Origin of the sequence: Xylophilus rhododendri, from assembly GCF_009906855.1 — a bacterium.
Classification (GTDB): domain Bacteria; phylum Pseudomonadota; class Gammaproteobacteria; order Burkholderiales; family Burkholderiaceae_C; genus Xylophilus; species Xylophilus rhododendri.
Genome location: NZ_CP047650.1, coordinates 4,555,396 through 4,573,619, shown reverse-complemented (window position 1 = coordinate 4,573,619; position 18,224 = coordinate 4,555,396). Strand labels below are relative to the sequence as shown.

The window sequence follows — 18,224 nt, the reverse complement described above, 5'->3', positions numbered from 1 at the left end:
GCTCAGCTTATTTCCCCGGACAGCAGTCCGGCCAGCACCCGCGGATAGAGGCGGTGCTCCTGCGCCAGCACACGCGCGGCGAGCAGCTCCGGCGTGTCTCCCGGCAACACCGGCACCACGGCCTGGCCCAGGATGGGCCCCAGATCGAGGTCGGCGGTGACCCGATGAACGGTCACGCCGTGCACGGTGCAGCCGGCTTCCAGCGCCCTTTTGTGCGTATCCAGGCCGGTGAAGGCCGGCAGCAGCGAGGGATGGATGTTGACCATGCGCCCCGCGTAATGCGCCACGAAGGCCGAGCCCAGGATGCGCATGAAACCCGCCAGCACCAGCAGCGTCGGCGCATGCCGGTCGATCGCCTCGGCCAGGGCGGTGTCGAAGTCTTCCCGGCGAGCGAAGGCGCGGTGGTCCACCGCCTCGGCCGCGATGCCCTGTTCCCGCGCCCAGGCCAGGCCGGCGGCATCGGGCCGGTTGCTGATCACCGCCGCGATGCGGGCGCCATGCCGGCCCGCCCAGTCCTCGCGCAAGGCAGCCGACACGATGGACTGCATGTTGGAGCCCGCGCCAGAGATCAGAATCACCACACTTTTCATCGGGCGGCATTATCGCGGTCCGGCCCCTTCGCCTTTTTGATCCGAGAACCATGCCCCTGCGCCCGCTCACCCCGATCGAAGCCCGCGTGCTCGGCACGCTGATGGAAAAAGCCCGCACCGTGCCCGACAGCTATCCGCTGACGCTCAACAGCGTGGTCGCCGGCTGCAACCAGAAATCCAGCCGCGAACCCATGCCGCCGATCACCGACGGTCTGGCCCAGGAAGCCCTGGACGAGCTGCGCGGCCTCACCCTGGCCTTTTCCACCACCGGCGGCCGCGCCACCCGCTGGGAACACAACGCCGAACGCGGTATCGGCGTGCCGGGCGCGGCCGCTGCCATCCTGGGCGTTTTGATGCTGCGCGGCCCGCTCACCCCGGGCGAGCTGCGCATCCACACCGAGCGCTGGCACCGCTTCGCGGACATCTCCTCGGTGGAGGCCTTCCTGGACGAACTGGCCGAACGCTCCGAGGAACGCGGCGGCCCGCTGGTGCAGCAACTGCCGCGCCAGCCCGGCTCACGGGAATCGCGCTGGGTGCATCTGCTGTGCGGACCGGTCGATCCGGCCGACTACGCATCCGGCGAATCGGCCGAGGCCGCGCCCGCATCGGCCGCCCTCGCAGCCCGCGTCGCCGCGCTGGAAGAGGCGGTGGAGCTGCTCAAGGCCCAGGTCTTCGCCCTGACTCCCACCAACCGGGAACACGGCGGCGGCTAGATCGCCAATCGGGAAGAAGCCGGCACATGCGCCATCAGGAACTCCATCTGGTCGGCCAGGATGCGCCGGTTGCGCAGGATGAAGTCCTCCCAGAGGCTGGGCACGTAGGGCGCGTACAGCAGCGGCATGCCGGCCTGCTCGGGCGTGCGGCTGCTCTTTCGGTGGTTGCAGGCGCGGCAGGCGGTGACCACGTTCATCCAGGTGTCCGGACCACGCTGGGCGAAGGGCACGATGTGTTCGCGGGTGAGTTCGGCCTCCTCGCACAGCTCGCCGCAGTAGGCGCAGATGTTGCGGTCGCGGGCGAAGAGCTTGGCGTTGGTCAGCCCCGGGCGCATCTGGAAGGGGTTGATGCGCGGCACGCCCCGGGTGCCGATGATGCTGTTGATGGCGATCGTCGACTGCAGGCCGGTGATCGCGTTGGTGCCGCCGCGAAAGACCGCGATCTCGGCACCGGACTCCCAGCGCACCTCGCCGGCCGCATAGTGGATCACCGCCTGTTGCAGGCTGATCCAGGACTGGGGCAGTCCCTGGGCCGACAGCTTCAATACCTTCACGACACAGCTCCTTTCGAAGCCGGCCCCCGCAGGTCGAACGCCGGCAAATCACTCGGATGATCGGATGGATGCGGGGCTTGCCAGGCACCTGCAAACGCTGGCTCACAATATACAGGTATCGTGACGGATTCGCGTCCTAGCCAGGCCCATCCCCTGCGGGTGTGCGGGCCTGATGTCAACAAGAAGAACAGGCAGCCATGAAGGTCTTTCGCGGTTTCCACCACCCGGGGGTTGCTCCCGCCAGTGCGGTGACCATCGGCAATTTCGACGGCGTGCACCGCGGCCACCAGGCCATGCTCGCCCTGCTGCGCAGCGAGGCAGAACACCGCGGCGTGCCCAGCTGCGTGCTGACGTTCGAGCCCCATCCGCGCGACTACTTCGCCAAGCTCGCCGGCAAGGCCAGCCTGGCGCCGGCGCGCATCGCCACCCTGCGCGACAAGCTCACCGAGCTGTCGCGCTGCGGCATCGATCAGGCCGTGGTCCTGCCTTTCGACGCGGCCCTGGCCGCGCAGTCGCCCCAGCGCTTCATCGACGAGGTGCTGGTGCAGGGCCTGGGCGCGCGTTATGTGCTGGTGGGCGACGATTTCCGCTTCGGCACCGAACGCGCGGGCGACTACGCCCTGCTGGACGCCGCCTCGGCCGAGGCCGGCTTCGAGGTGGCGCGCATGAACAGCTACGAGGTGCGCGGCCTGCGGGTGTCCAGTTCCGCCGTGCGCGAGGCCCTGGCCGCCGGGCAGATGGAACAGGCCGCGCGCCTGCTCGGCCGGCCCTACAGCCTGAGCGGGCATGTGGTGCACGGCCGCAAGCTCGGCCGCGAGCTGGGCGCCAGCAGCCTGGGCGCGGGCGACGGCTTCCGCACCCTCAACCTGCGCTTCTCGCACTGGAAGCCGGCCGCGGCGGGCATCTTCGCGGTACGGGTCTTCGGCCTCGCCGACCAGGCGCTCGAAGGCGTGGCCAACATGGGCGTGCGGCCCTCGCTGGACCCGTCGGACGTCAACGGCGGCCGGGTGCTGCTGGAGACCCATTGCCTGGACTGGCCGGCCGCCCTGGGCTCCGAGGGGGCCTACGGTAAAATCATCCGGGTGGAACTGCTGCACAAACTGCACGACGAGCTGCGCTACCCCAGCCTCGACGCCCTGACCGCCGGTATCGCGCGTGACCGCGAAGACGCGCGCGGCTTCTTCGCCGCCCAGCGCCAGGCCGCGGCCGAGCGCATCCATGGCCAGACCCACCGCCAGACCACGCGCGACCGAATTTGACGCCTGCCCAGCCGTGCCGGTTGCGGCACCGCGCCCGCACCCTGTCCTGGCCCCGGGTGCGCGCCGACCATCCCTCTCGCCGAATCCCTGCGCAACCGAGCGCCCTGGCAGGCCCCGCCTGCAGCATCACCTGATCCCCCGACATGTCCGAATCCCAAGCCGCCCCGACCGACTACCGCGCCACGCTCAACCTGCCCGACACCCCCTTCCCCATGCGCGGCGACCTGCCCAAGCGCGAGCCGGGCTGGGTGCAGGAGTGGGAAACGAAGGGCATCTACAAGAAGCTGCGCGATGCCCGCTGCGGCGCGCCGCGCTTCGTGCTGCACGACGGCCCGCCGTATGCCAACGGCCAGATCCACATGGGCCATGCGGTCAACAAGATCCTCAAGGACATGATCGTCAAGGCCCGGCAGCTGAAGGGCATGGACGCCCTCTACGTGCCGGGCTGGGACTGCCACGGCCTGCCGATCGAGAACCAGATCGAGAAGCTGCACGGCCGCAACCTCAGCCGCGACGAGGTGCAGGCCAGGAGCCGCGCCTATGCCACCGAGCAGGTCGCGCTGCAGAAGAAGGACTTCAAGCGCCTGGGCGTGCTGGGCGACTGGGAAGACCCCTACCTCACCATGAACCCCGGCAACGAGGCCGACGAGATCCGGGCCTTGAAGCGCATCATGGAACGCGGCTTCGTCTACCGCGGCCTGAAGCCCGTCTACTGGTGCTTCGACTGCCGCTCCTCGCTCGCCGAGTTCGAGATCGAATACGCCGACAAGCAGTCGCAGACCATCGACGTGGCCTTCGAAGCGGCCGAGCCGCAAAAGCTCGCCGCCGCCTTCGGCCTGGAGTCGCTGGCCAAGCCCGCCTTCGCCGTCATCTGGACCACCACCGCCTGGACCATCCCGGCCAACCAGGCGCTCAACCTCAATCCCGAGCTGGAGTATTCGCTGGTCGACACCTCACGCGGCCTGCTGATCCTGGCCTCGGCCCTGGTCGAGAAGGCCCTGGAACGTTATCAGCTGGGCGGCACCGTGCTGGCCAGCGTCGTCGGCGAGAAGCTGGCCAACCTGCAGTTCAAGCATCCGCTGCACGACGTGGCCGACCCCGGCACCGGCGAATACAGCTACCGCCGCCTCTCGCCCGTCTTCCTGGCCGACTACGCCACGGCCGACGACGGCACCGGCATCGTGCACTCGGCGCCGGCCTACGGCGTGGATGACTTCAATTCCTGCATCGCCAACGGCTTCTCGCACGACGACATCCTGAACCCGGTGCAGGCCACCGGCGTCTATGTCGAGGAACTGCCCATGTTCGGCGGCCAGTTCATCTGGAAGGCCGCGCCGGTGATCGTCGAGGCCCTGCGCGCCGCCGACCGCCTGATGGCCACCGCCACCATCACCCACAGCTATCCGCACTGCTGGCGCCACAAGACGCCCGTCATCTACCGCGCCGCCGCCCAGTGGTTCGTGCGCATGGACGAGGGCGAAGGCGTCTTCACCAAGGACAAGGCCGGCAAGACCCTGCGCCAGCTGGCGCTGGACGCCATCGAGCAGACCGGCTTCTATCCCGAGAACGGCAAGACCCGCCTGCGCGACATGATCTCGGGCCGGCCCGACTGGTGCATCTCGCGCCAGCGCAACTGGGGCGTGCCCCTGCCCTTCTTCCTGCACAAGGCCAGCGGCGAGCTGCATCCGCGCACCATGGAAATCATGGACCAGGCGGCCGACATGGTCGCAAAGGGCGGCATCGAGGCCTGGAGCAAGGCCACGGCCGAGGACATCCTGGGCGCGGAAGCGGCCGACTACGCCAAGAGCAACGACATCCTGGACGTGTGGTTCGACTCCGGCACCACCCACTTCCACGTGCTGCGCGGCTCGCATTTCGACGACGGCATCAGCCGCGGCGGCGCGCGCGACGAGGGCCACCACACCAGCGGCCCCGAGGCCGACCTGTACCTCGAAGGCCACGACCAGCACCGCGGCTGGTTCCACAGCTCGCTGCTGACCGCCTGCGCCATGAACGACCGCGCGCCCTACAAGGGCCTGCTGACCCATGGCTTCACGGTGGACAGCCAGGGCCGCAAGATGAGCAAGTCGCTGGGCAACGGCGTCGATCCGCAGAAGACCAGCGAGAAGCTGGGCGCCGAGATCATCCGCCTGTGGGTGGCCGCCAGCGACTACTCCGGCGACATCGCCGGCGACGACAAGATCCTGGCCCGCGTGGTGGATGCCTACCGCCGCATCCGCAACACCCTGCGTTTCCTGCTGGCCAACACCAGCGACTTCGACATCGCCACCGACGCCGTGCCGCTGGCCGAGATGCTGGAGATCGACCGCTACGCCCTGGCCCGCGCCGCGCAGTTCCAGGAAGAGATCCTGGCCCACTACGAGGTCTACGAATTCCATCCGGTGGTCGCCAAGCTGCAGCTCTACTGCTCGGAAGACCTGGGCGGCTTCTACCTGGACGTGCTGAAGGACCGGCTCTACACCACCGCGCCGAAGTCCCTGGCCCGCCGCAGCGCGCAGACCGCGCTCTGGCAGATCGCCCAGGCCATGCTGCGCTGGATGGCGCCCTTCCTCAGCTTCACCGCGGAGGAGGCCTGGAAGTTCGTCGGCAACAGCGAGACCATCTTCCTGGAGCAGTACGCCGTGTTCGAGGGCGACGCCGCCGAGCGCAACGCCCTGCTCGACAAGTGGGCGCGCATCCGCGTGGCCCGCGAAATGGTCAACAAGGACATCGAGGTCCTGCGCGCCGACGGCAAGGTCGGCTCCTCGCTGCAGGCCAATGTGCGCCTGAGCGTGCCCATGGCCACCCACGGCGAACTCTGGCAGGCCCTGGCCAGCCTGGGCGAGGACCTGAAGTTCGTCTTCATCACCTCGGCCGTGGAACTGGCCGCCGGCGACACGATGCAGATCGAGACCCGAGCCAGCGAAGCCGCCAAGTGCGAGCGCTGCTGGCATTACCGCGAGGACGTGGGCATCGACCCGGCCCACCCCACCATCTGCGGCCGCTGCACCAGCAACCTCTACGGCGCCGGCGAAAACCGGGTGTTCGCATAATGGCCCGCGGCAAGACCCTTTCGGCCGGCCGCAGCAGCGGCGGCGCATCCGGCCTGCTGCCCTGGCTGGGCCTGGCGCTGATCGTGCTCATCGCCGACCAGTTCACCAAGACCCTGATCCTGGGCTACTACCGGCTCGGCGACGCGCACCACGTCACCAACTTCTTCAACATCGTGCGGGCGCACAACACCGGCGCGGCCTTCTCCTTCCTGGCCGACTCCTCGGGCTGGCAGCGCTGGATGTTCACCGCCATCGGCGTGCTGGCCGCCGGCTTCATCATCTGGCTGCTGCGCTCACATGCGGGCCAGAAGCTGTTCTCCTTCTCGCTGGCGCTGATCATGGGCGGCGCCATCGGCAATGTCATCGACCGGCTGATGCACGGCTACGTGGTCGACTTCCTCGACTTCCACCTGGCCGGCCGCCACTTCCCCGCCTTCAACGTGGCCGACAGCGCCATCACCGTCGGCGCCATCTGCCTGGTGCTGGACGAACTGATACGCGTGCGGCGCGGACGCTGAAGTAGAAAAGGCGGATGAAGCACCTGCTGAACCTGCTCGCGGCCATCGCGCTGCTCGTCTGGGGTACGCACCTGGTGCGGACGGGGGTGCTGCGGGTGTTCGGCGAGAAGCTGCGCAAGATCCTGGCGCGCAGCCTGGGCAACCGCTTCAGCGCCGCCCTCTCGGGCATCGGCGTGACCGCCCTGGTGCAGTCGAGCACCGCCACCTCGATGATGACCTCGTCCTTCGTCGGCCAGGGCCTCATCACCCTGCCGGCCGCGCTGGCCGTGATGCGCGGGGCGGATGTGGGCACCAGCATGATGTCGGTGCTGTTCTCGGTCGATCTCTCCTGGCTGTCGCCGCTGCTGATCTTCGTCGGCGTGGTGCTTTTCGTGTCGCGCCAGGCCGGCACCGCGGGGCGGGTGGGCCGGGTGATGATAGGCCTGGGCCTGATGCTGCTGGCCCTGCGCCTGGTGGTGGAGGCCACCGAGCCGCTGCTGGCGGCGCCGGCCGTGCGCGCCCTGCTCGGCTCGCTGGGCAGCGACCTGCTGCTGGAAATCACCCTGGGCGCCGCGCTCGCCGTGGTGGCCTATTCGAGCCTGGCCATCGTGCTGCTGATCGCCGCCATGGCCAGCTCCACCGTCGTGCCCATGGACGTGGCGCTCGGCCTGGTGCTGGGCGCCAATCTCGGCAGCGGCGTGCTGGCGGTGCTGACCACCGCGAAGTCGCCGGTGGAAGTGCGCCAGGTGACCGTCGGCAACCTGGCGTTCAAGCTGCTGGGCGTAGCGGTGGTGGCGCCCTTCGTCGGGCTGTGGATCCGTTATGTGCAGCCGGTGATGGCGGTTCCCTCGCACGGCGTGGTGCTTTTCCACCTGGCCTTCAACGGCATCATCTGCGTGGGTTTCATCGGCCTGACCGACACCGTGGCCCGGCTGGTGCAGCGTGCGATGCCGCGCCGCCAGGAGCCGGCCACGCCGGGCCGGGTGCAGCACCTGGACCCCTCGGCCCTGTCCACCCCCTCGCTGGCCATCTCCTGCGCCGCCCGCGAGGCGCTGCACCAGGCCGACCTGGTCGAGACCATGCTGGTCGGCCTGCTCAAGGTGATCCGTCACAACGACCTGCAGCTGGCCGGCCAGCTGCGCCGGCTCGACGATTCGGTCGACGAGCTGTATTCGGCCATCAAGTACTACCTCACCAAGATCTCGCGCGAGGCGCTGGGCGAGGAAGAGAGCCGGCGCTGGACTGACATCATCAGCTTCACCATCAACATGGAGCAGATCGGCGACATCGTGGAGCGGGTGCTGATCGACATCGAGGAACGCAAGATCCGCAAGTCGCGCAACTTCTCCGATGCCGGCATCGGCGAGATCAGCGAGCTGCATGCCCGGCTGATCGACAACCTCCGGCTGTCCATGAGCGTGTTCCTCAACGGCAGCGTGCGCGATGCCCAGAAACTGCTGGAGGAGAAGGCCCGCTTCCGCGACCTGGAGCGCACCTATGCGGGCAAGCACCTGGAGCGCTTGTCCGAGAACACGGTGCAGAGCATCGAGACCAGCTCGCTGCACATCGACCTGATCAGCGACCTCAAACGCATCAACTCGCACATCTGCTCGATCGCCTATCCCATCCTGGAGACGGCCGGCGTGCTGGCGCCCAACCGCCTGCGCAGCGTGGTGAGCGAGGCCGACATCCTGCCGCCGGGCTGAGCCCAGCGCTCAGTGCGGGCGCTCGGCCCTGGCCTTCTGCAGCGCGCAGTAGTCGAGCAGCGCGTCGATCTCGGTGGATTTGTCGAACACCGCATCCGCCCCCAGCGATTCGCAGCGGCGCCGCATCTCCAGCGTGGCATGGTTGCTCAGCACCACCATCTTCTGGTGTGGCGCCCGCTGCGCCAGCGCGGCCAGCACGTTCAGGCCGTTGCCCTCGCGCAGGAAGAGATCGACGATGGCCAGGTCCCAATTGCCGTTGTGCGAGCGCAGCCAGGCAGCGGCTTCATGCTCGGTTTCGGCGGTGCCTATCGCTTCGACGGCAGCCAGCTCGGTCAAGGTGGCCAACAGGTTTTCGCGGATGACGGCGTTGTCTTCGATGAGGTAGGTGCGCAGTTTCATGGCCATCCCTGAGGAGAAGACCGCCCACACCGGGCAGTCTTCCCAGGTTCCACTTTAAAGAGCCGTTACATGGCTTACTGCAAGCCACCCGGCCGTGGCCGGGTAGGACAGACCCCTCAGGCGAGCTTGCGCGCGGCCGCGTCGGCGGCGATGGCGGTCGGCGTGTCGGGGCGCCGGGCGTAACGCTGGGCCAGGATGGCGCAGGTCATCAGCTGGATCTGGTGGAACAGCATCACCGGCAGCACCATCGGGCCGACCATGGCCGCCGGGAACAGCACCTTGGCCATGGGCACGCCGCTGGCCAGGCTCTTCTTGGAGCCGCAGAAGACGATGGTGATCTCGTCCTCCTTCGAGAAACCCAGCTTGCGCGCCAGCATCGTCGTGGACACCAGCACCACCGCCAGCAGCACGCAGCACACCACCACCAGGCCGATGAAGGCGCTGAGCGGAAGCTGGCGCCACAGGCCTTCGACCACCGCGGCGCTGAAGGCGGTGTACACCACCAGCAGGATGGAGCCCTGGTCCACCGGCTTGATGACCTTGGCATTGCGCTTGACGAAGCCGCCGATCAGCGGCTGCAGCAGGTGGCCGGCCATGAAGGGCACGACCAGCTGCAGCACGATCTTGCCGATGCCGTCCAGCGCCGAGCCGGAGCCGCTGTTGTGCGGCACCACCAGCAGATTGGTCAGCACCGGCGTGATGAACACACCCAGCAGCGTGGAGGCCGAGGCGCTGCACACCGCCGCCGGGATGTTGCCGCGCGCCATCGAGGTGAATGCGATCGCCGACTGCACCGTGGCCGGCAGCACGCAGAGATACATCACGCCCACATAGAGCTGCGGCGTGACCAGCCAGCTCAGCGCCGGCTTCAGCACAAAGCCGAGCAGCGGGAACAGCACGAAGGTGCAGGCCACCACCAGCAGGTGCAGCCGCCAGTGCGAGATGCCGGCGATCACCGCCGCCCGCGACAGCTTGGCGCCGTGCAGGAAGAACAGCAGCGCGATCGCGATGGTGGTCAGCACCTCGAAGAAATGCGTGCCGGCGCCGGTGGCGGGCAGCAGCGAGGCGGTCAGCACCGTCGCCAGCAGGGCGAAGGTGAAGTTGTCGGGGAGGTATTTGGGGCGGCTCATGGTGGCGGCGATCATCCTTTTTTCGCCCGCCTGTGTGAAATGGATTTATCTGATGAATCTATGATTCGGCATGATGAATATCAGCCTGCAGCAACTCCGCGTGTTCCAGGCGGTGGCCGCCGAGCGCAATTTCAGCCGGGCCGGCGACCGCATCGGCCTGACGCAGCCGGCCGTCAGCCGCGCCGTGACCGAGCTGGAGAACCAGCTCGGCCTGCGGCTGTTCGATCGCACCACCCGCGAAGTCGCCCCCACCGACGCCGGCCGCCAGCTCGCCGCCCACCTGGAGCGGCTGCTCGATGAACTCGACACCGCCCTGCTCGATGTGCAGGGCCTGGGCCGCCAGCGCCGCGGCCGGGTACGCGTCGCCAGCAGCCCCACGCTGAGCGCCGCGCTGATGCCGGCCTGCATCGCCGCCGCGGCCGCCGACGGCACCGAGATCGTGCTGCTCGACCGCATCCAGCAGGACGCGCTGGACAGCGTGCGTTCCGGCACCGTCGATTTCGGCGTGGTGGTGGACCCGGCCGACCCCGCCGGCCTGCACTGCGAGCCCATCCTGCGCGAGCCCTTCTGCCTGGTCTGCCCCGCCGACCATGCCCTGGCACAGGGCGGCGACGTGGCCTGGAGCCGGCTGGCAGAACATCCGTTGGTGCTGCTCGACCAGGCCTCGGGCAGCCGCCGCCTGATCGACGAGGCCCTGGCGCGGCAAGGCGTGGCGCCGCAGGTGGTGCAGCAGCTGGGCCATCCAACCACCGTGTTCCGCATGGTCGAATCGGGCATCGGCGTGGCGGTGCTGCCGGCGCTGGCGCTGGCCTCCTGGCATTCACCCGGGCTGGTCGCGCGAAGGCTGCTGCCGCGCATCGACCGGGAGATCATGCTGGTGCACCGCGAGCACCGCAGCCTGTCGCCGCTGGCCCAGCAGGTGTGGGCGCTGGTGGCCGATATCGCCTCGCGGATGCAACCCTCGGACGCCGACCGCTGGGACTTCTCCCAGGGCGCTTAAGGCAGCAGGATCGAGCAGCCGGTCGTCTTGCGCGCTTCCAGCTCGCGGTGCGCCTGCTGCACATCGGCCAGCGGGTAGCGCTGGTGGATGTCGATCTTCACCTCGCCCGAGGCCACCACCGAGAACAGGTCGTCGGCCATGGCCTGGGCCCGCTCGCGTGTGTTGTAGTGGTTGAACAGGGTCTGGCGGGTGAGGTAGAGCGACTTCTTGGCCAGCGAGGCCGGCGCGAAGGGCGGCACCGGGCCGGAGGCATTGCCGAAGCTGGCCATCAGGCCGAAGGGGCGCAGGCATTCGAGCGACTTGTCGAAGGTGTCCTTGCCGACCGAGTCGTACACCACCTTCACGCCCTGGCCGCCGGTGATCTCGGCGACCCGCGCGGCGAAGTCCTCCTGGCGGTAGTCGATGGCATGGGAGGCGCCGTGGTCCAGCGCCATCTGGCACTTCTCGGGCGAGCCGGCGGTGGCGATCAGCCGCAGGCCGAGCAGCCGCGCCCACTGGCAGGCGATCAGGCCCACGCCGCCGGCGGCGGCATGGAAAAGCACGAAATCGCCCTGCTGCAGGCCTTCCATCGGCAGCGTCTTCTTCAGCAGGTACTGCGCCGTCAGGCCCTTGAGCATCATGGCCGCGCCGGTCTCGAAGGAGATGGCATCGGGCAGCTGGCAGACCAGGGCGGCGGGGATCAGCCGGGCCTCGCTGTAGCTGCCCGGAGGCGAGCCGCAGTACACGGCGCGGTCGCCCTCCTTCAGGTGGGTCACGCCCTCGCCCACCGCCTCGACCACACCCGCGCCCTCCATGCCCAGCGTCAGCGGCATGGGGAAGGGATAGAGACCGCTGCGCTGGTAAACGTCGATGTAGTTCAGGCCGATCGCACGGTGGCGGATGCGGATCTGGCCGGGGCCGGGATCGCCCACCTCGAGATCGACCAGCTGAAGCTCTTCGGGACCGCCGTGGCGATCGATACGGACTGCGCGAACCATGCGTTGACTCCTGCTCTGTTCTGGATGGCGGGGAAATGCGCCGCATCCTGCCATGGATCCCGAAGGCGCGTGGCGGCCAGATACATTTGACCGCCATGCCTGTCCGCCTGAGTCCCAGCACCGTCTTCCTGCTCGCCCTGCCGCCCCTGCTGTGGGCCGCGAATGCCGTCGTCGGCCGCCTGGTCCACGGGCTGGTGCCGCCGATGACACTCAACCTGCTGCGCTGGGCCGTCGCCCTGCTGATTCTGCTTCCCCTGGCCCACGGCATCTTCCGGCGCGGCTCGCCGCTGTGGACGCAATGGCGCTACTACCTGCTGCTGGGCCTGTGGGGCGTGGGCGCCTACAACTCGCTGCAGTACCTGGCGCTGCGCACCTCGCAGCCGCTGAACGTGACGCTGGTGGGCTCGGCCGCGCCGGTGTGGATGCTGATCGTGGGGCGGCTGTTCTTCCACCACCCGGTGCAAGGCCGCGAGATCCTGGGCGCGGTGCTGTCCATGGCCGGCGTGTTCACCGTGCTGGCACGCGGCGACTTCGCCAGCCTGGCCGCCTTGCGCCTGGTGCCGGGCGACTTCTTCATCCTGCTGGCCAGCATCTCCTGGGCCTTCTATTCCTGGATGATGGTGCGCCCCGCCGAGGGCACCGAATCGATCCGCGCCCACTGGGCCCGCCTGCTGGCCGCGCAGATCTTCTACGGGCTGCTGTGGTCGAGCCTCTTCACCGCGACCGAATGGACCCTGGGCACGCCCGTCATCCACTGGGGCTGGCCGCTGGCGGCCACCATCGCCTTCGTGGGTGTGTTCCCGGCCGTGGTCGCCTACGGCACCTTCAGCGCGGGCGTGCGCCGGGTCGGACCGACCATCGCCTCCTTCTTCACCAACCTCACGCCGCTGTTCGCCGCGCTGCTGTCGGCCGCCTTCCTGGGCGAGGCGCCGCACCTGTACCACGCGGCCGCCTTCGTGCTGATCGTGGCGGGGATCGTGGTGTCGTCGCGGCGCTGAGCGACAGCGGCCTCGTCAGGCGATGAGCGCTTCGACGCCCCTGGCTTCCACCAGCTGCAGCAGCTTGGCCGCTGCGCCGCTGGGATGCTTGTCGGCGGCGGGAGACTCCCACTTCTGCACCGTCGAGACACTGACGTTCAGGAAGGACGCGAAGACCGCCTGACTCATCCGCGCGATGGTCGTGCGGATGGCGACCACGCGCTCCGGTGTGTAGACCGGCGGCTGCACACACAGCGCCTTGACCTTGGACAGCGATGCCTTCGACACCACGCCGTAGGCGCCCAGGTCCTCGGCTGTCTCCAGCAGCTCGCGGAGCATGCGGGTTTCATTGGTTTTCCGGCTTGGCATGGCGAAGCATCCTTTTATAGGATGCGATCGATTCGCCTCCTTCAGCTCCAAACTGTAGCACCAGTTACTATAGTCATTCGCAAAAAAGAAAACCGCCCAAAGGCGGTTTTCTTGCTCAAGCAGGCGTGGCTGCGAGGGTTTCCCGAGCCGCCCGCCGCCCCCGGCAGGGGGTTGGCGTAGCTCACGCAGTGAGCGCAGCCTGGGGGGAGCCATCAGTTCGGGACTTTTCCTTCCACGCCCTTGACGTAGAACTTCACGCCGCTGAGGAACTTGTCATCCGCCACCGCATCCTTGGCCAGCACTTCCTTGCCGGTGTTGTCCACGATGGGACCCTTCCAGATGCTGAAGCTGCCATCCTTCAGGCCGGCCTTGATCGTGTCGATCTTGGTCTTGATCTCGGCGGGCACGTCGTCGGCGATGGACACCAGGTCGATCGTGCCTTCCTTCACGCCCCACCAGCTGCTGCCGGTGGTCCAGGTGCCGTCGAGCTGGTCCTTGACCGTCTTGATGTAGTACGGGCCCCAGTTGATGATCGACGACGCCAGGTGGGCCTTGGGGCCGTAGGCGGTCATGTCCGAATCCCAGCCGAAGGCGCGCTTGCCCTTTTCCTGCGCGGTCTTCAGCACGGCGGGCGAGTCGGTGTTCTGGAACAGGATGTCGGCACCGCCGTTGATCAGCGAGGTGGCGGCCTCGGTTTCCTTGGGTGGGCTGAACCATTCGTTGACCCACACCACCTTGGTCTTGACCTTGGGGTTCACGCTCTGCGCGCCCATGGTGAAGCTGTCGATGTTGCGGATCACCTCGGGGATGGGCACCGAGCCTACGATGCCCAGGGTGTTGGTCTTGGTCATGGCACCGGCGATCACGCCGGCCATGTAGGCGCCTTCGTAGGTGCGGCTGTCGTAGGTGCGCATATTGGGCGCGGTCTTGTAGCCGGTGGCGTGCTCGAACTTCACGTCGGGGAAGTCGGCCGCCACCTTGAGCATCGGCTCCATGTAGCCGAAGGTGGTGCCGAAGACCATCTTGTTGCCCTGAGTGGCCATGTCGCGCAGCACGCGTTCGGCGTCGGCCGATTCGGGCACGCTCTCGACGAAGCTGGTGACGATCTTGTCGCCGTATTCCTTCTCCAGCGCCTTGCGGCCGTTGTCGTGCGCGTACGACCAGCCGCCGTCGCCCACCGGGCCGACATAGGCGAAGGCGATCTTCAGCGGAGCCGGCGCGGCGGGTGCCGGTGCGGGCGCCGCAGCCTCGGCGGCGGGGGCCGGCGCCGGTGCGGCCGGCGCGGGCGCTTCGGTCTTGCTGCAGCCGACCAGCGCGGCGGCCATGGCGGCGGCAGCGGCAACGTTCAGCAGCGATCGCTTGGTGATCTCGGTCATGTCTTCTCTCTCTCGGTTGTGAATCTGAAAAACGAAGCAATATCCGGGCGCGTCAGGAGCCGGGATAGAAGGGTTTGCCCAGGGACGCGGGCATGTTGGCCTTGATCCACGCGGGGTTGCGCGAGATCAGCGCCAGCACCACGATGGTCGCCACGTACGGCAGCATGCTCAGCAACTGGCTGGGCACTTCCACGCCGATCGCCTGCAGGTGGAACTGCAGCATGGTGACCCCGCCGAACAGGTAGGCACCAAGCAACACACGTGCCGGCCGCCAGGTGGCGAAGGTGGTGAGCGCCAGGGCGATCCAGCCGCGGCCGGCCACCATGCCCTCCACCCACAGCGGGGTGTAGACGGTGGAGATGTAGGCGCCGGACAAGCCGCACAGCGCCCCGCCCGCCACCACCGCCGCCAGGCGGATGCGCCGTACCGGATAACCCAGCGCATGGGCCGACTCCGGCGACTCGCCCACCGACCGCAGCACCAGCCCGGCCCGGGTGCGGTAGAGAAACCAGATCAGGCCGGCGGCCAGCAGCATCGCCACGTACACCATGGGATGCTGGCGGAACAGCGCCGGGCCGATGAAGGGGATGTCGCCCAGCAAGGGAATCGAGAAATCGGTGCTCTCCGGCAGCTTGGCCTGCACATAACCGATGCCGACGAAGGCCGAGAAGCCGCCGCCGAAGAGCGACAGCGCCAGCCCGGTGGCGTACTGGTTGGTGTTGAGCCAGATCACCAGCACACCGAACACCGCCGCCAGCGCGCCGCCGGCCAGCATGCCGGCGAGCAGGCCCACCAGGTGGCTGCCGCTGTGCACCGTGGCAGCGAAGCCGGCGATGGCCGCGCAGAGCATCATGCCCTCGGCGCCCAGGTTGACGATGCCGGCCTTCTCGTTGATCAGCAGGCCCAGCGCGGCGATGGCCAGCACCGTGCCCGCCGAGAGCGTGGCGGCCAGGAGCAATGCGTAGGAATCCATGTCTTACGCCCCCGCCACGGTATGCACGACCGCCGACTGGTGTCTGACCCGGCGGATGCGGTAGGCGACCAGCGTGTCGCAGGCCAGCAGCGCGAACAGCAGCAGGCCCTGGAACACGCCGGTGAGCGACTTGGGCAGGCCCAGCCGCGACTGCGCCAGCTCCCCGCCGATGTAGAACATGCTCATCAGCACCGCCGACAACACCATGCCCACCGGATGCAGCCGCCCCACATAGGCCACGATGATGGCCGCGAAGCCGTAGCCCGCCGGCACATAGGGCGTGAGCTGGCCGATAGGCCCGGCCACTTCCAGCCCGCCCGCCAGGCCGGCCGCGCCGCCGGAGACCAGCAGCGCCGTCCACAGCGCCTTGCGCGAAGAGAAGCCCGCGTACCGCGCGGCAGCCGGCGCCAGCCCGCCCACCTGCAGCGAGAAACCGGCCCGGGTGCGGAACAGGAAGATCCACAAGGCGGCCACGCCCACCAGCGCGATGATCACGCCGATGTTCATGCGCGAGCCCTTCATCAGCTTGGGGATCTGGGTGACCACATCGAAGTTGCGGGTCTGCGGGAAGTTGTAGCCCATCGGGTCCTTCCACGGACCGTAGACCAGGTAGCCCAGCACCAGCACCCCCACATAGACCAGCATCAGGCTGACCAGGATCTCGCTGGCGTTGAACTTGTCGCGCAGCAGCGCCACCAGCGCCGCCCACAGCATGCCGCCGGCCACGCCGGCCAGCAGGATCACCGGCACGATCCAGGGGCCGGTGCTCTTGTCGGCCAGCAGCGCCACGCCGCCCGCAGCCACCGCGCCGATCACGAACTGGCCCTCGGCGCCGATGTTCCAGACGTTGGAGCGGAAACACACGGCCAGGCCGAGCGCGATCAGCAGCAGCGGCGTGGCCTTCACCACCAACTCGCCGATGGCGTACTGGGTCTTGATCGGCTCCCAGAAGAAGACCTGCAGCCCGCGCACCGGGTCCTTGCCCAGCGACGAGAACAGGATCACCCCGACCAGCACCGTGACCGCCAGCGCCAGCAGCGGCGAGGCATAGGTCCACACCTTCGAAGGCTGCGGACGGGCTTCGAGCTTAAGCATGGACCGCACCTCCGCCGATGGGGGCTTCTTCCCACAGCCCGCTCATCCACTGCCCGATCTTCTCCACCGTGGCCTCGGCCCGCGGCACCGAGGGCGAGAGCCGCCCCTTGGCTATGACATGCATGCGATCGCTCAATTCGAAAAGTTCGTCCAGTTCCTCGCTGACCACCAGCACCGCGCAGCCGGCGTCGCGCAGGGCCAGGATCTCGCCGCGGATCTGCGCGGCCGCGCCCACGTCCACACCCCAGGTGGGCTGGGAGACGATGAGCAGTTTGGGCCTGGCATCGATCTCGCGGCCCACGATGAATTTCTGCAGGTTGCCGCCCGACAGCGACTTGGCCGGCGCGTTCGGCCCGCCGGCCTTGACGTTGAAGCGGCGGATGATGTCCGCCGCCTGCGCCTGCAGCGGGCCGAGCTTGAGCCAGCCGCCGGCCCCGACCGCATCGCCGCGTGTCAGCAGCAGGTTGTGCGCCAGGCCCAGCGTGGGCACGGCGCCGCGGCCCAGGCGTTCTTCCGGCACGAACTGCAGGCCGAGCTTGCGGCGCTGCACCGGACCCAGGCGGCCGACCGGCGTGCCCGATATCTCGACCGCCGCCGGCGCGGCGCGGGTGTCCTCGCCCGACAGCGCATAGAGCAGCTCCTGCTGGCCGTTGCCCGACACACCCGCGATGCCGACCACCTCGCCCGAGCGCACATGCAGCGCCACGTCTTCCAGGTCCACGCCGAAGACCGAGCCCTTGGGCAGGTTCAGTCCCTTCACGGTCAGCACCGCCGCGCCGGCCTTGGAAGCCCGGTGCTCCAGGGCCGGCGGCTCGGCGCCGATCATCAGGCGCGAGAGCGAGGCGTTCGATTCCTCGGTGGGGTTGCACACCCCCGTCACCTTGCCGCCGCGCAGCACCGTGCAGGCCGTGCACAGCTCGCGGATCTCGTGCAGCTTGTGGCTGATGTAGAGGATGCTGCAGCCTTCCGAGGCCAGCTTCTTCAGCACCACGAAGAGTTTTTCCACCGCCTGCGGCGTCAGCACCGAGGTGGGCTCGTCCAGGATCAGCAGGCGCGGCTCGGTCAGCAGCGCGCGGATGATCTCCACCCGCTGCATCTCGCCCACCGAGAGCGTGTGCACCGGCCGCAGCGGATCGATGTCCAGCCCGTATTCGGCGGCCTTGGCGCTGATGCGCTGGGTGACGGTGGCCAGCGGCACCGAGCGGTCCAGCCCCAGCCAGACGTTCTCGGCCACGGTCATCGTGTCGAACAGGCTGAAATGCTGGAACACCATGGCGATGCCCAGGGCCCGCGCCTCCTGCGGGTTCTTCACCAGCACCGGCTTGCCGTCGAAGCGCACCGAGCCTTCGTCAGGCTTGACCGAGCCGTAGATGATCTTCATCAGCGTGGACTTGCCGGCGCCGTTCTCGCCCAGCACCGCATGGGTCTGGCCGGGCAGCACGGTGAGCGAGACATCGCTGTTGGCCACCACCGCCGGATAACGCTTGGTGATGCCTTCGAGCTGCAGGCGCGGCACGGGCGGTATGCCGTGCGGAGGGGCTTGTGGTGTCATGCGC

The 18,224-nt window shown here is 68.4% G+C and carries 17 protein-coding genes; 7 read left to right on the top strand and 10 right to left on the bottom strand.

What is annotated here, in order from left to right; genetic code table 11:
- Window positions 1–2: 2 nt before the first annotated feature.
- On the bottom strand, window positions 3–590 hold the full coding sequence (gene purN, locus GT347_RS21165; protein ID WP_160554079.1) for a phosphoribosylglycinamide formyltransferase: 588 nt from the start codon (window positions 588–590) through the stop codon (window positions 3–5).
- 50 nt (window positions 591–640) lie between these two features.
- Here purN and GT347_RS21160 point away from each other — a divergent pair, with 50 nt between their 5' ends.
- The gene (locus GT347_RS21160; RefSeq protein ID WP_160554078.1) at window positions 641–1,303 is read left to right on the top strand and encodes a YceH family protein; all 663 of its coding nucleotides are present in this window, start codon (window positions 641–643) and stop codon (window positions 1,301–1,303) included.
- On the opposite strand, the gene GT347_RS21155 is transcribed toward GT347_RS21160, so the two are convergent.
- Window positions 1,300–1,857 (bottom strand): HNH endonuclease, encoded by a 558-nt coding sequence (locus GT347_RS21155; protein WP_160554077.1) that lies wholly within the window; start codon window positions 1,855–1,857, stop codon window positions 1,300–1,302. The two genes, GT347_RS21160 and GT347_RS21155, sit on opposite strands and share 4 nt — an antisense overlap.
- A 197-nt stretch (window positions 1,858–2,054) precedes the next feature.
- Between GT347_RS21155 and GT347_RS21150 the strand changes: the two genes are divergently transcribed.
- The 4 genes from GT347_RS21150 to GT347_RS21135 all read left to right on the top strand — a co-directional run bounded on the left by GT347_RS21150 (window position 2,055) and on the right by GT347_RS21135 (window position 8,372).
- Window positions 2,055–3,116, top strand: coding sequence for a bifunctional riboflavin kinase/FAD synthetase (locus tag GT347_RS21150; RefSeq protein WP_160554076.1), 1,062 nt, complete (start codon window positions 2,055–2,057; stop codon window positions 3,114–3,116).
- A gap of 143 nt (window positions 3,117–3,259) precedes the next feature.
- On the top strand, window positions 3,260–6,169 hold the full coding sequence (ileS, locus tag GT347_RS21145) for an isoleucine--tRNA ligase (RefSeq protein ID WP_160554075.1): 2,910 nt from the start codon (window positions 3,260–3,262) through the stop codon (window positions 6,167–6,169).
- Entirely contained in the window at window positions 6,169–6,687 is a 519-nt protein-coding gene (gene lspA, locus GT347_RS21140) for a signal peptidase II (RefSeq protein ID WP_160554074.1), read from the top strand. The genes ileS and lspA overlap by 1 nt, the downstream gene beginning before the upstream one ends.
- Window positions 6,688–6,701: 14 nt before the next feature.
- The gene (locus tag GT347_RS21135; protein WP_160554073.1) at window positions 6,702–8,372 is read left to right on the top strand and encodes a Na/Pi cotransporter family protein; all 1,671 of its coding nucleotides are present in this window, start codon (window positions 6,702–6,704) and stop codon (window positions 8,370–8,372) included.
- Window positions 8,373–8,381: 9 nt separating this feature from the next.
- Here GT347_RS21135 and GT347_RS21130 read toward each other — a convergent pair whose 3' ends face one another.
- Both GT347_RS21130 and GT347_RS21125 read right to left on the bottom strand, forming a co-directional pair.
- Window positions 8,382–8,771: a response regulator gene (locus GT347_RS21130; protein ID WP_160554072.1), complete on the bottom strand. Its 390-nt coding sequence runs from the start codon at window positions 8,769–8,771 to the stop codon at window positions 8,382–8,384.
- Between the two features lie 116 nt (window positions 8,772–8,887).
- On the bottom strand, window positions 8,888–9,901 hold the full coding sequence (locus GT347_RS21125) for a bile acid:sodium symporter family protein (protein ID WP_160554071.1): 1,014 nt from the start codon (window positions 9,899–9,901) through the stop codon (window positions 8,888–8,890).
- 73 nt (window positions 9,902–9,974) lie between these two features.
- Between GT347_RS21125 and GT347_RS21120 the strand changes: the two genes are divergently transcribed.
- A complete protein-coding gene (locus GT347_RS21120; protein ID WP_160555464.1) occupies window positions 9,975–10,901 on the top strand; it encodes a LysR family transcriptional regulator in 927 nt (308 codons plus the stop codon).
- On the opposite strand, the gene GT347_RS21115 is transcribed toward GT347_RS21120, so the two are convergent.
- Window positions 10,898–11,878, bottom strand: a complete 981-nt coding sequence (locus tag GT347_RS21115; RefSeq protein ID WP_160554070.1) for a quinone oxidoreductase family protein — start codon at window positions 11,876–11,878, stop codon at window positions 10,898–10,900. The genes GT347_RS21120 and GT347_RS21115 overlap by 4 nt on opposite strands.
- 95 nt (window positions 11,879–11,973) lie before the next feature.
- On the opposite strand from GT347_RS21115, the gene GT347_RS21110 reads away from it, so the two are divergent.
- Window positions 11,974–12,876, top strand: a complete 903-nt coding sequence (locus GT347_RS21110; RefSeq protein WP_160554069.1) for a DMT family transporter — start codon at window positions 11,974–11,976, stop codon at window positions 12,874–12,876.
- Window positions 12,877–12,891: 15 nt separating this feature from the next.
- Here the strand turns inward: GT347_RS21110 and GT347_RS21105 are convergent, their stop codons facing one another.
- The 5 genes from GT347_RS21105 to GT347_RS21085 form a co-directional block, all read right to left on the bottom strand.
- A complete protein-coding gene (locus tag GT347_RS21105) occupies window positions 12,892–13,224 on the bottom strand; it encodes a helix-turn-helix domain-containing protein (protein ID WP_195812361.1) in 333 nt (110 codons plus the stop codon).
- Window positions 13,225–13,436: 212 nt separating this feature from the next.
- Window positions 13,437–14,600, bottom strand: coding sequence for a BMP family ABC transporter substrate-binding protein (locus tag GT347_RS21100; RefSeq protein WP_160554068.1), 1,164 nt, complete (start codon window positions 14,598–14,600; stop codon window positions 13,437–13,439).
- Between the two features lie 52 nt (window positions 14,601–14,652).
- Window positions 14,653–15,573 carry an ABC transporter permease gene (locus tag GT347_RS21095; protein WP_160554067.1) on the bottom strand — a complete coding sequence of 307 codons (921 nt, stop codon included), beginning with the start codon at window positions 15,571–15,573 and terminating at the stop codon, window positions 14,653–14,655.
- 3 nt (window positions 15,574–15,576) lie between these two features.
- Window positions 15,577–16,668 carry an ABC transporter permease gene (locus GT347_RS21090; RefSeq protein ID WP_160554066.1) on the bottom strand — a complete coding sequence of 364 codons (1,092 nt, stop codon included), beginning with the start codon at window positions 16,666–16,668 and terminating at the stop codon, window positions 15,577–15,579.
- Window positions 16,661–18,220, bottom strand: a complete 1,560-nt coding sequence (locus GT347_RS21085; protein WP_160554065.1) for an ABC transporter ATP-binding protein — start codon at window positions 18,218–18,220, stop codon at window positions 16,661–16,663. Before GT347_RS21085 ends, GT347_RS21090 begins: the two co-directional genes overlap by 8 nt.
- Between the last annotated feature and the right edge of the window lie 4 nt (window positions 18,221–18,224).

Bases quoted from the DNA above. Each gene is read 5' to 3' on its own strand.
- GT347_RS21105 (WP_195812361.1), bottom strand. From the start codon at position 13,224: ATGCCAAGCCGGAAAACCAATGAAACCCGCATGCTCCGCGAGCTGCTG.
- GT347_RS21095 (WP_160554067.1), bottom strand. From the start codon at position 15,573: ATGGATTCCTACGCATTGCTCCTGGCCGCCACGCTCTCGGCGGGCACG.
- GT347_RS21160 (WP_160554078.1), top strand. From the start codon at position 641: ATGCCCCTGCGCCCGCTCACCCCGATCGAAGCCCGCGTGCTCGGCACG.
- lspA (WP_160554074.1), top strand. From the start codon at position 6,169: ATGGCCCGCGGCAAGACCCTTTCGGCCGGCCGCAGCAGCGGCGGCGCA.
- GT347_RS21130 (WP_160554072.1), bottom strand. From the start codon at position 8,771: ATGAAACTGCGCACCTACCTCATCGAAGACAACGCCGTCATCCGCGAA.
- GT347_RS21110 (WP_160554069.1), top strand. From the start codon at position 11,974: ATGCCTGTCCGCCTGAGTCCCAGCACCGTCTTCCTGCTCGCCCTGCCG.
- GT347_RS21135 (WP_160554073.1), top strand. From the start codon at position 6,702: ATGAAGCACCTGCTGAACCTGCTCGCGGCCATCGCGCTGCTCGTCTGG.
- purN (WP_160554079.1), bottom strand. From the start codon at position 590: ATGAAAAGTGTGGTGATTCTGATCTCTGGCGCGGGCTCCAACATGCAG.
- GT347_RS21090 (WP_160554066.1), bottom strand. From the start codon at position 16,668: ATGCTTAAGCTCGAAGCCCGTCCGCAGCCTTCGAAGGTGTGGACCTAT.
- GT347_RS21150 (WP_160554076.1), top strand. From the start codon at position 2,055: ATGAAGGTCTTTCGCGGTTTCCACCACCCGGGGGTTGCTCCCGCCAGT.
- ileS (WP_160554075.1), top strand. From the start codon at position 3,260: ATGTCCGAATCCCAAGCCGCCCCGACCGACTACCGCGCCACGCTCAAC.
- GT347_RS21085 (WP_160554065.1), bottom strand. From the start codon at position 18,220: ATGACACCACAAGCCCCTCCGCACGGCATACCGCCCGTGCCGCGCCTG.
- GT347_RS21125 (WP_160554071.1), bottom strand. From the start codon at position 9,901: ATGAGCCGCCCCAAATACCTCCCCGACAACTTCACCTTCGCCCTGCTG.
- GT347_RS21120 (WP_160555464.1), top strand. From the start codon at position 9,975: ATGAATATCAGCCTGCAGCAACTCCGCGTGTTCCAGGCGGTGGCCGCC.
- GT347_RS21115 (WP_160554070.1), bottom strand. From the start codon at position 11,878: ATGGTTCGCGCAGTCCGTATCGATCGCCACGGCGGTCCCGAAGAGCTT.
- GT347_RS21100 (WP_160554068.1), bottom strand. From the start codon at position 14,600: ATGACCGAGATCACCAAGCGATCGCTGCTGAACGTTGCCGCTGCCGCC.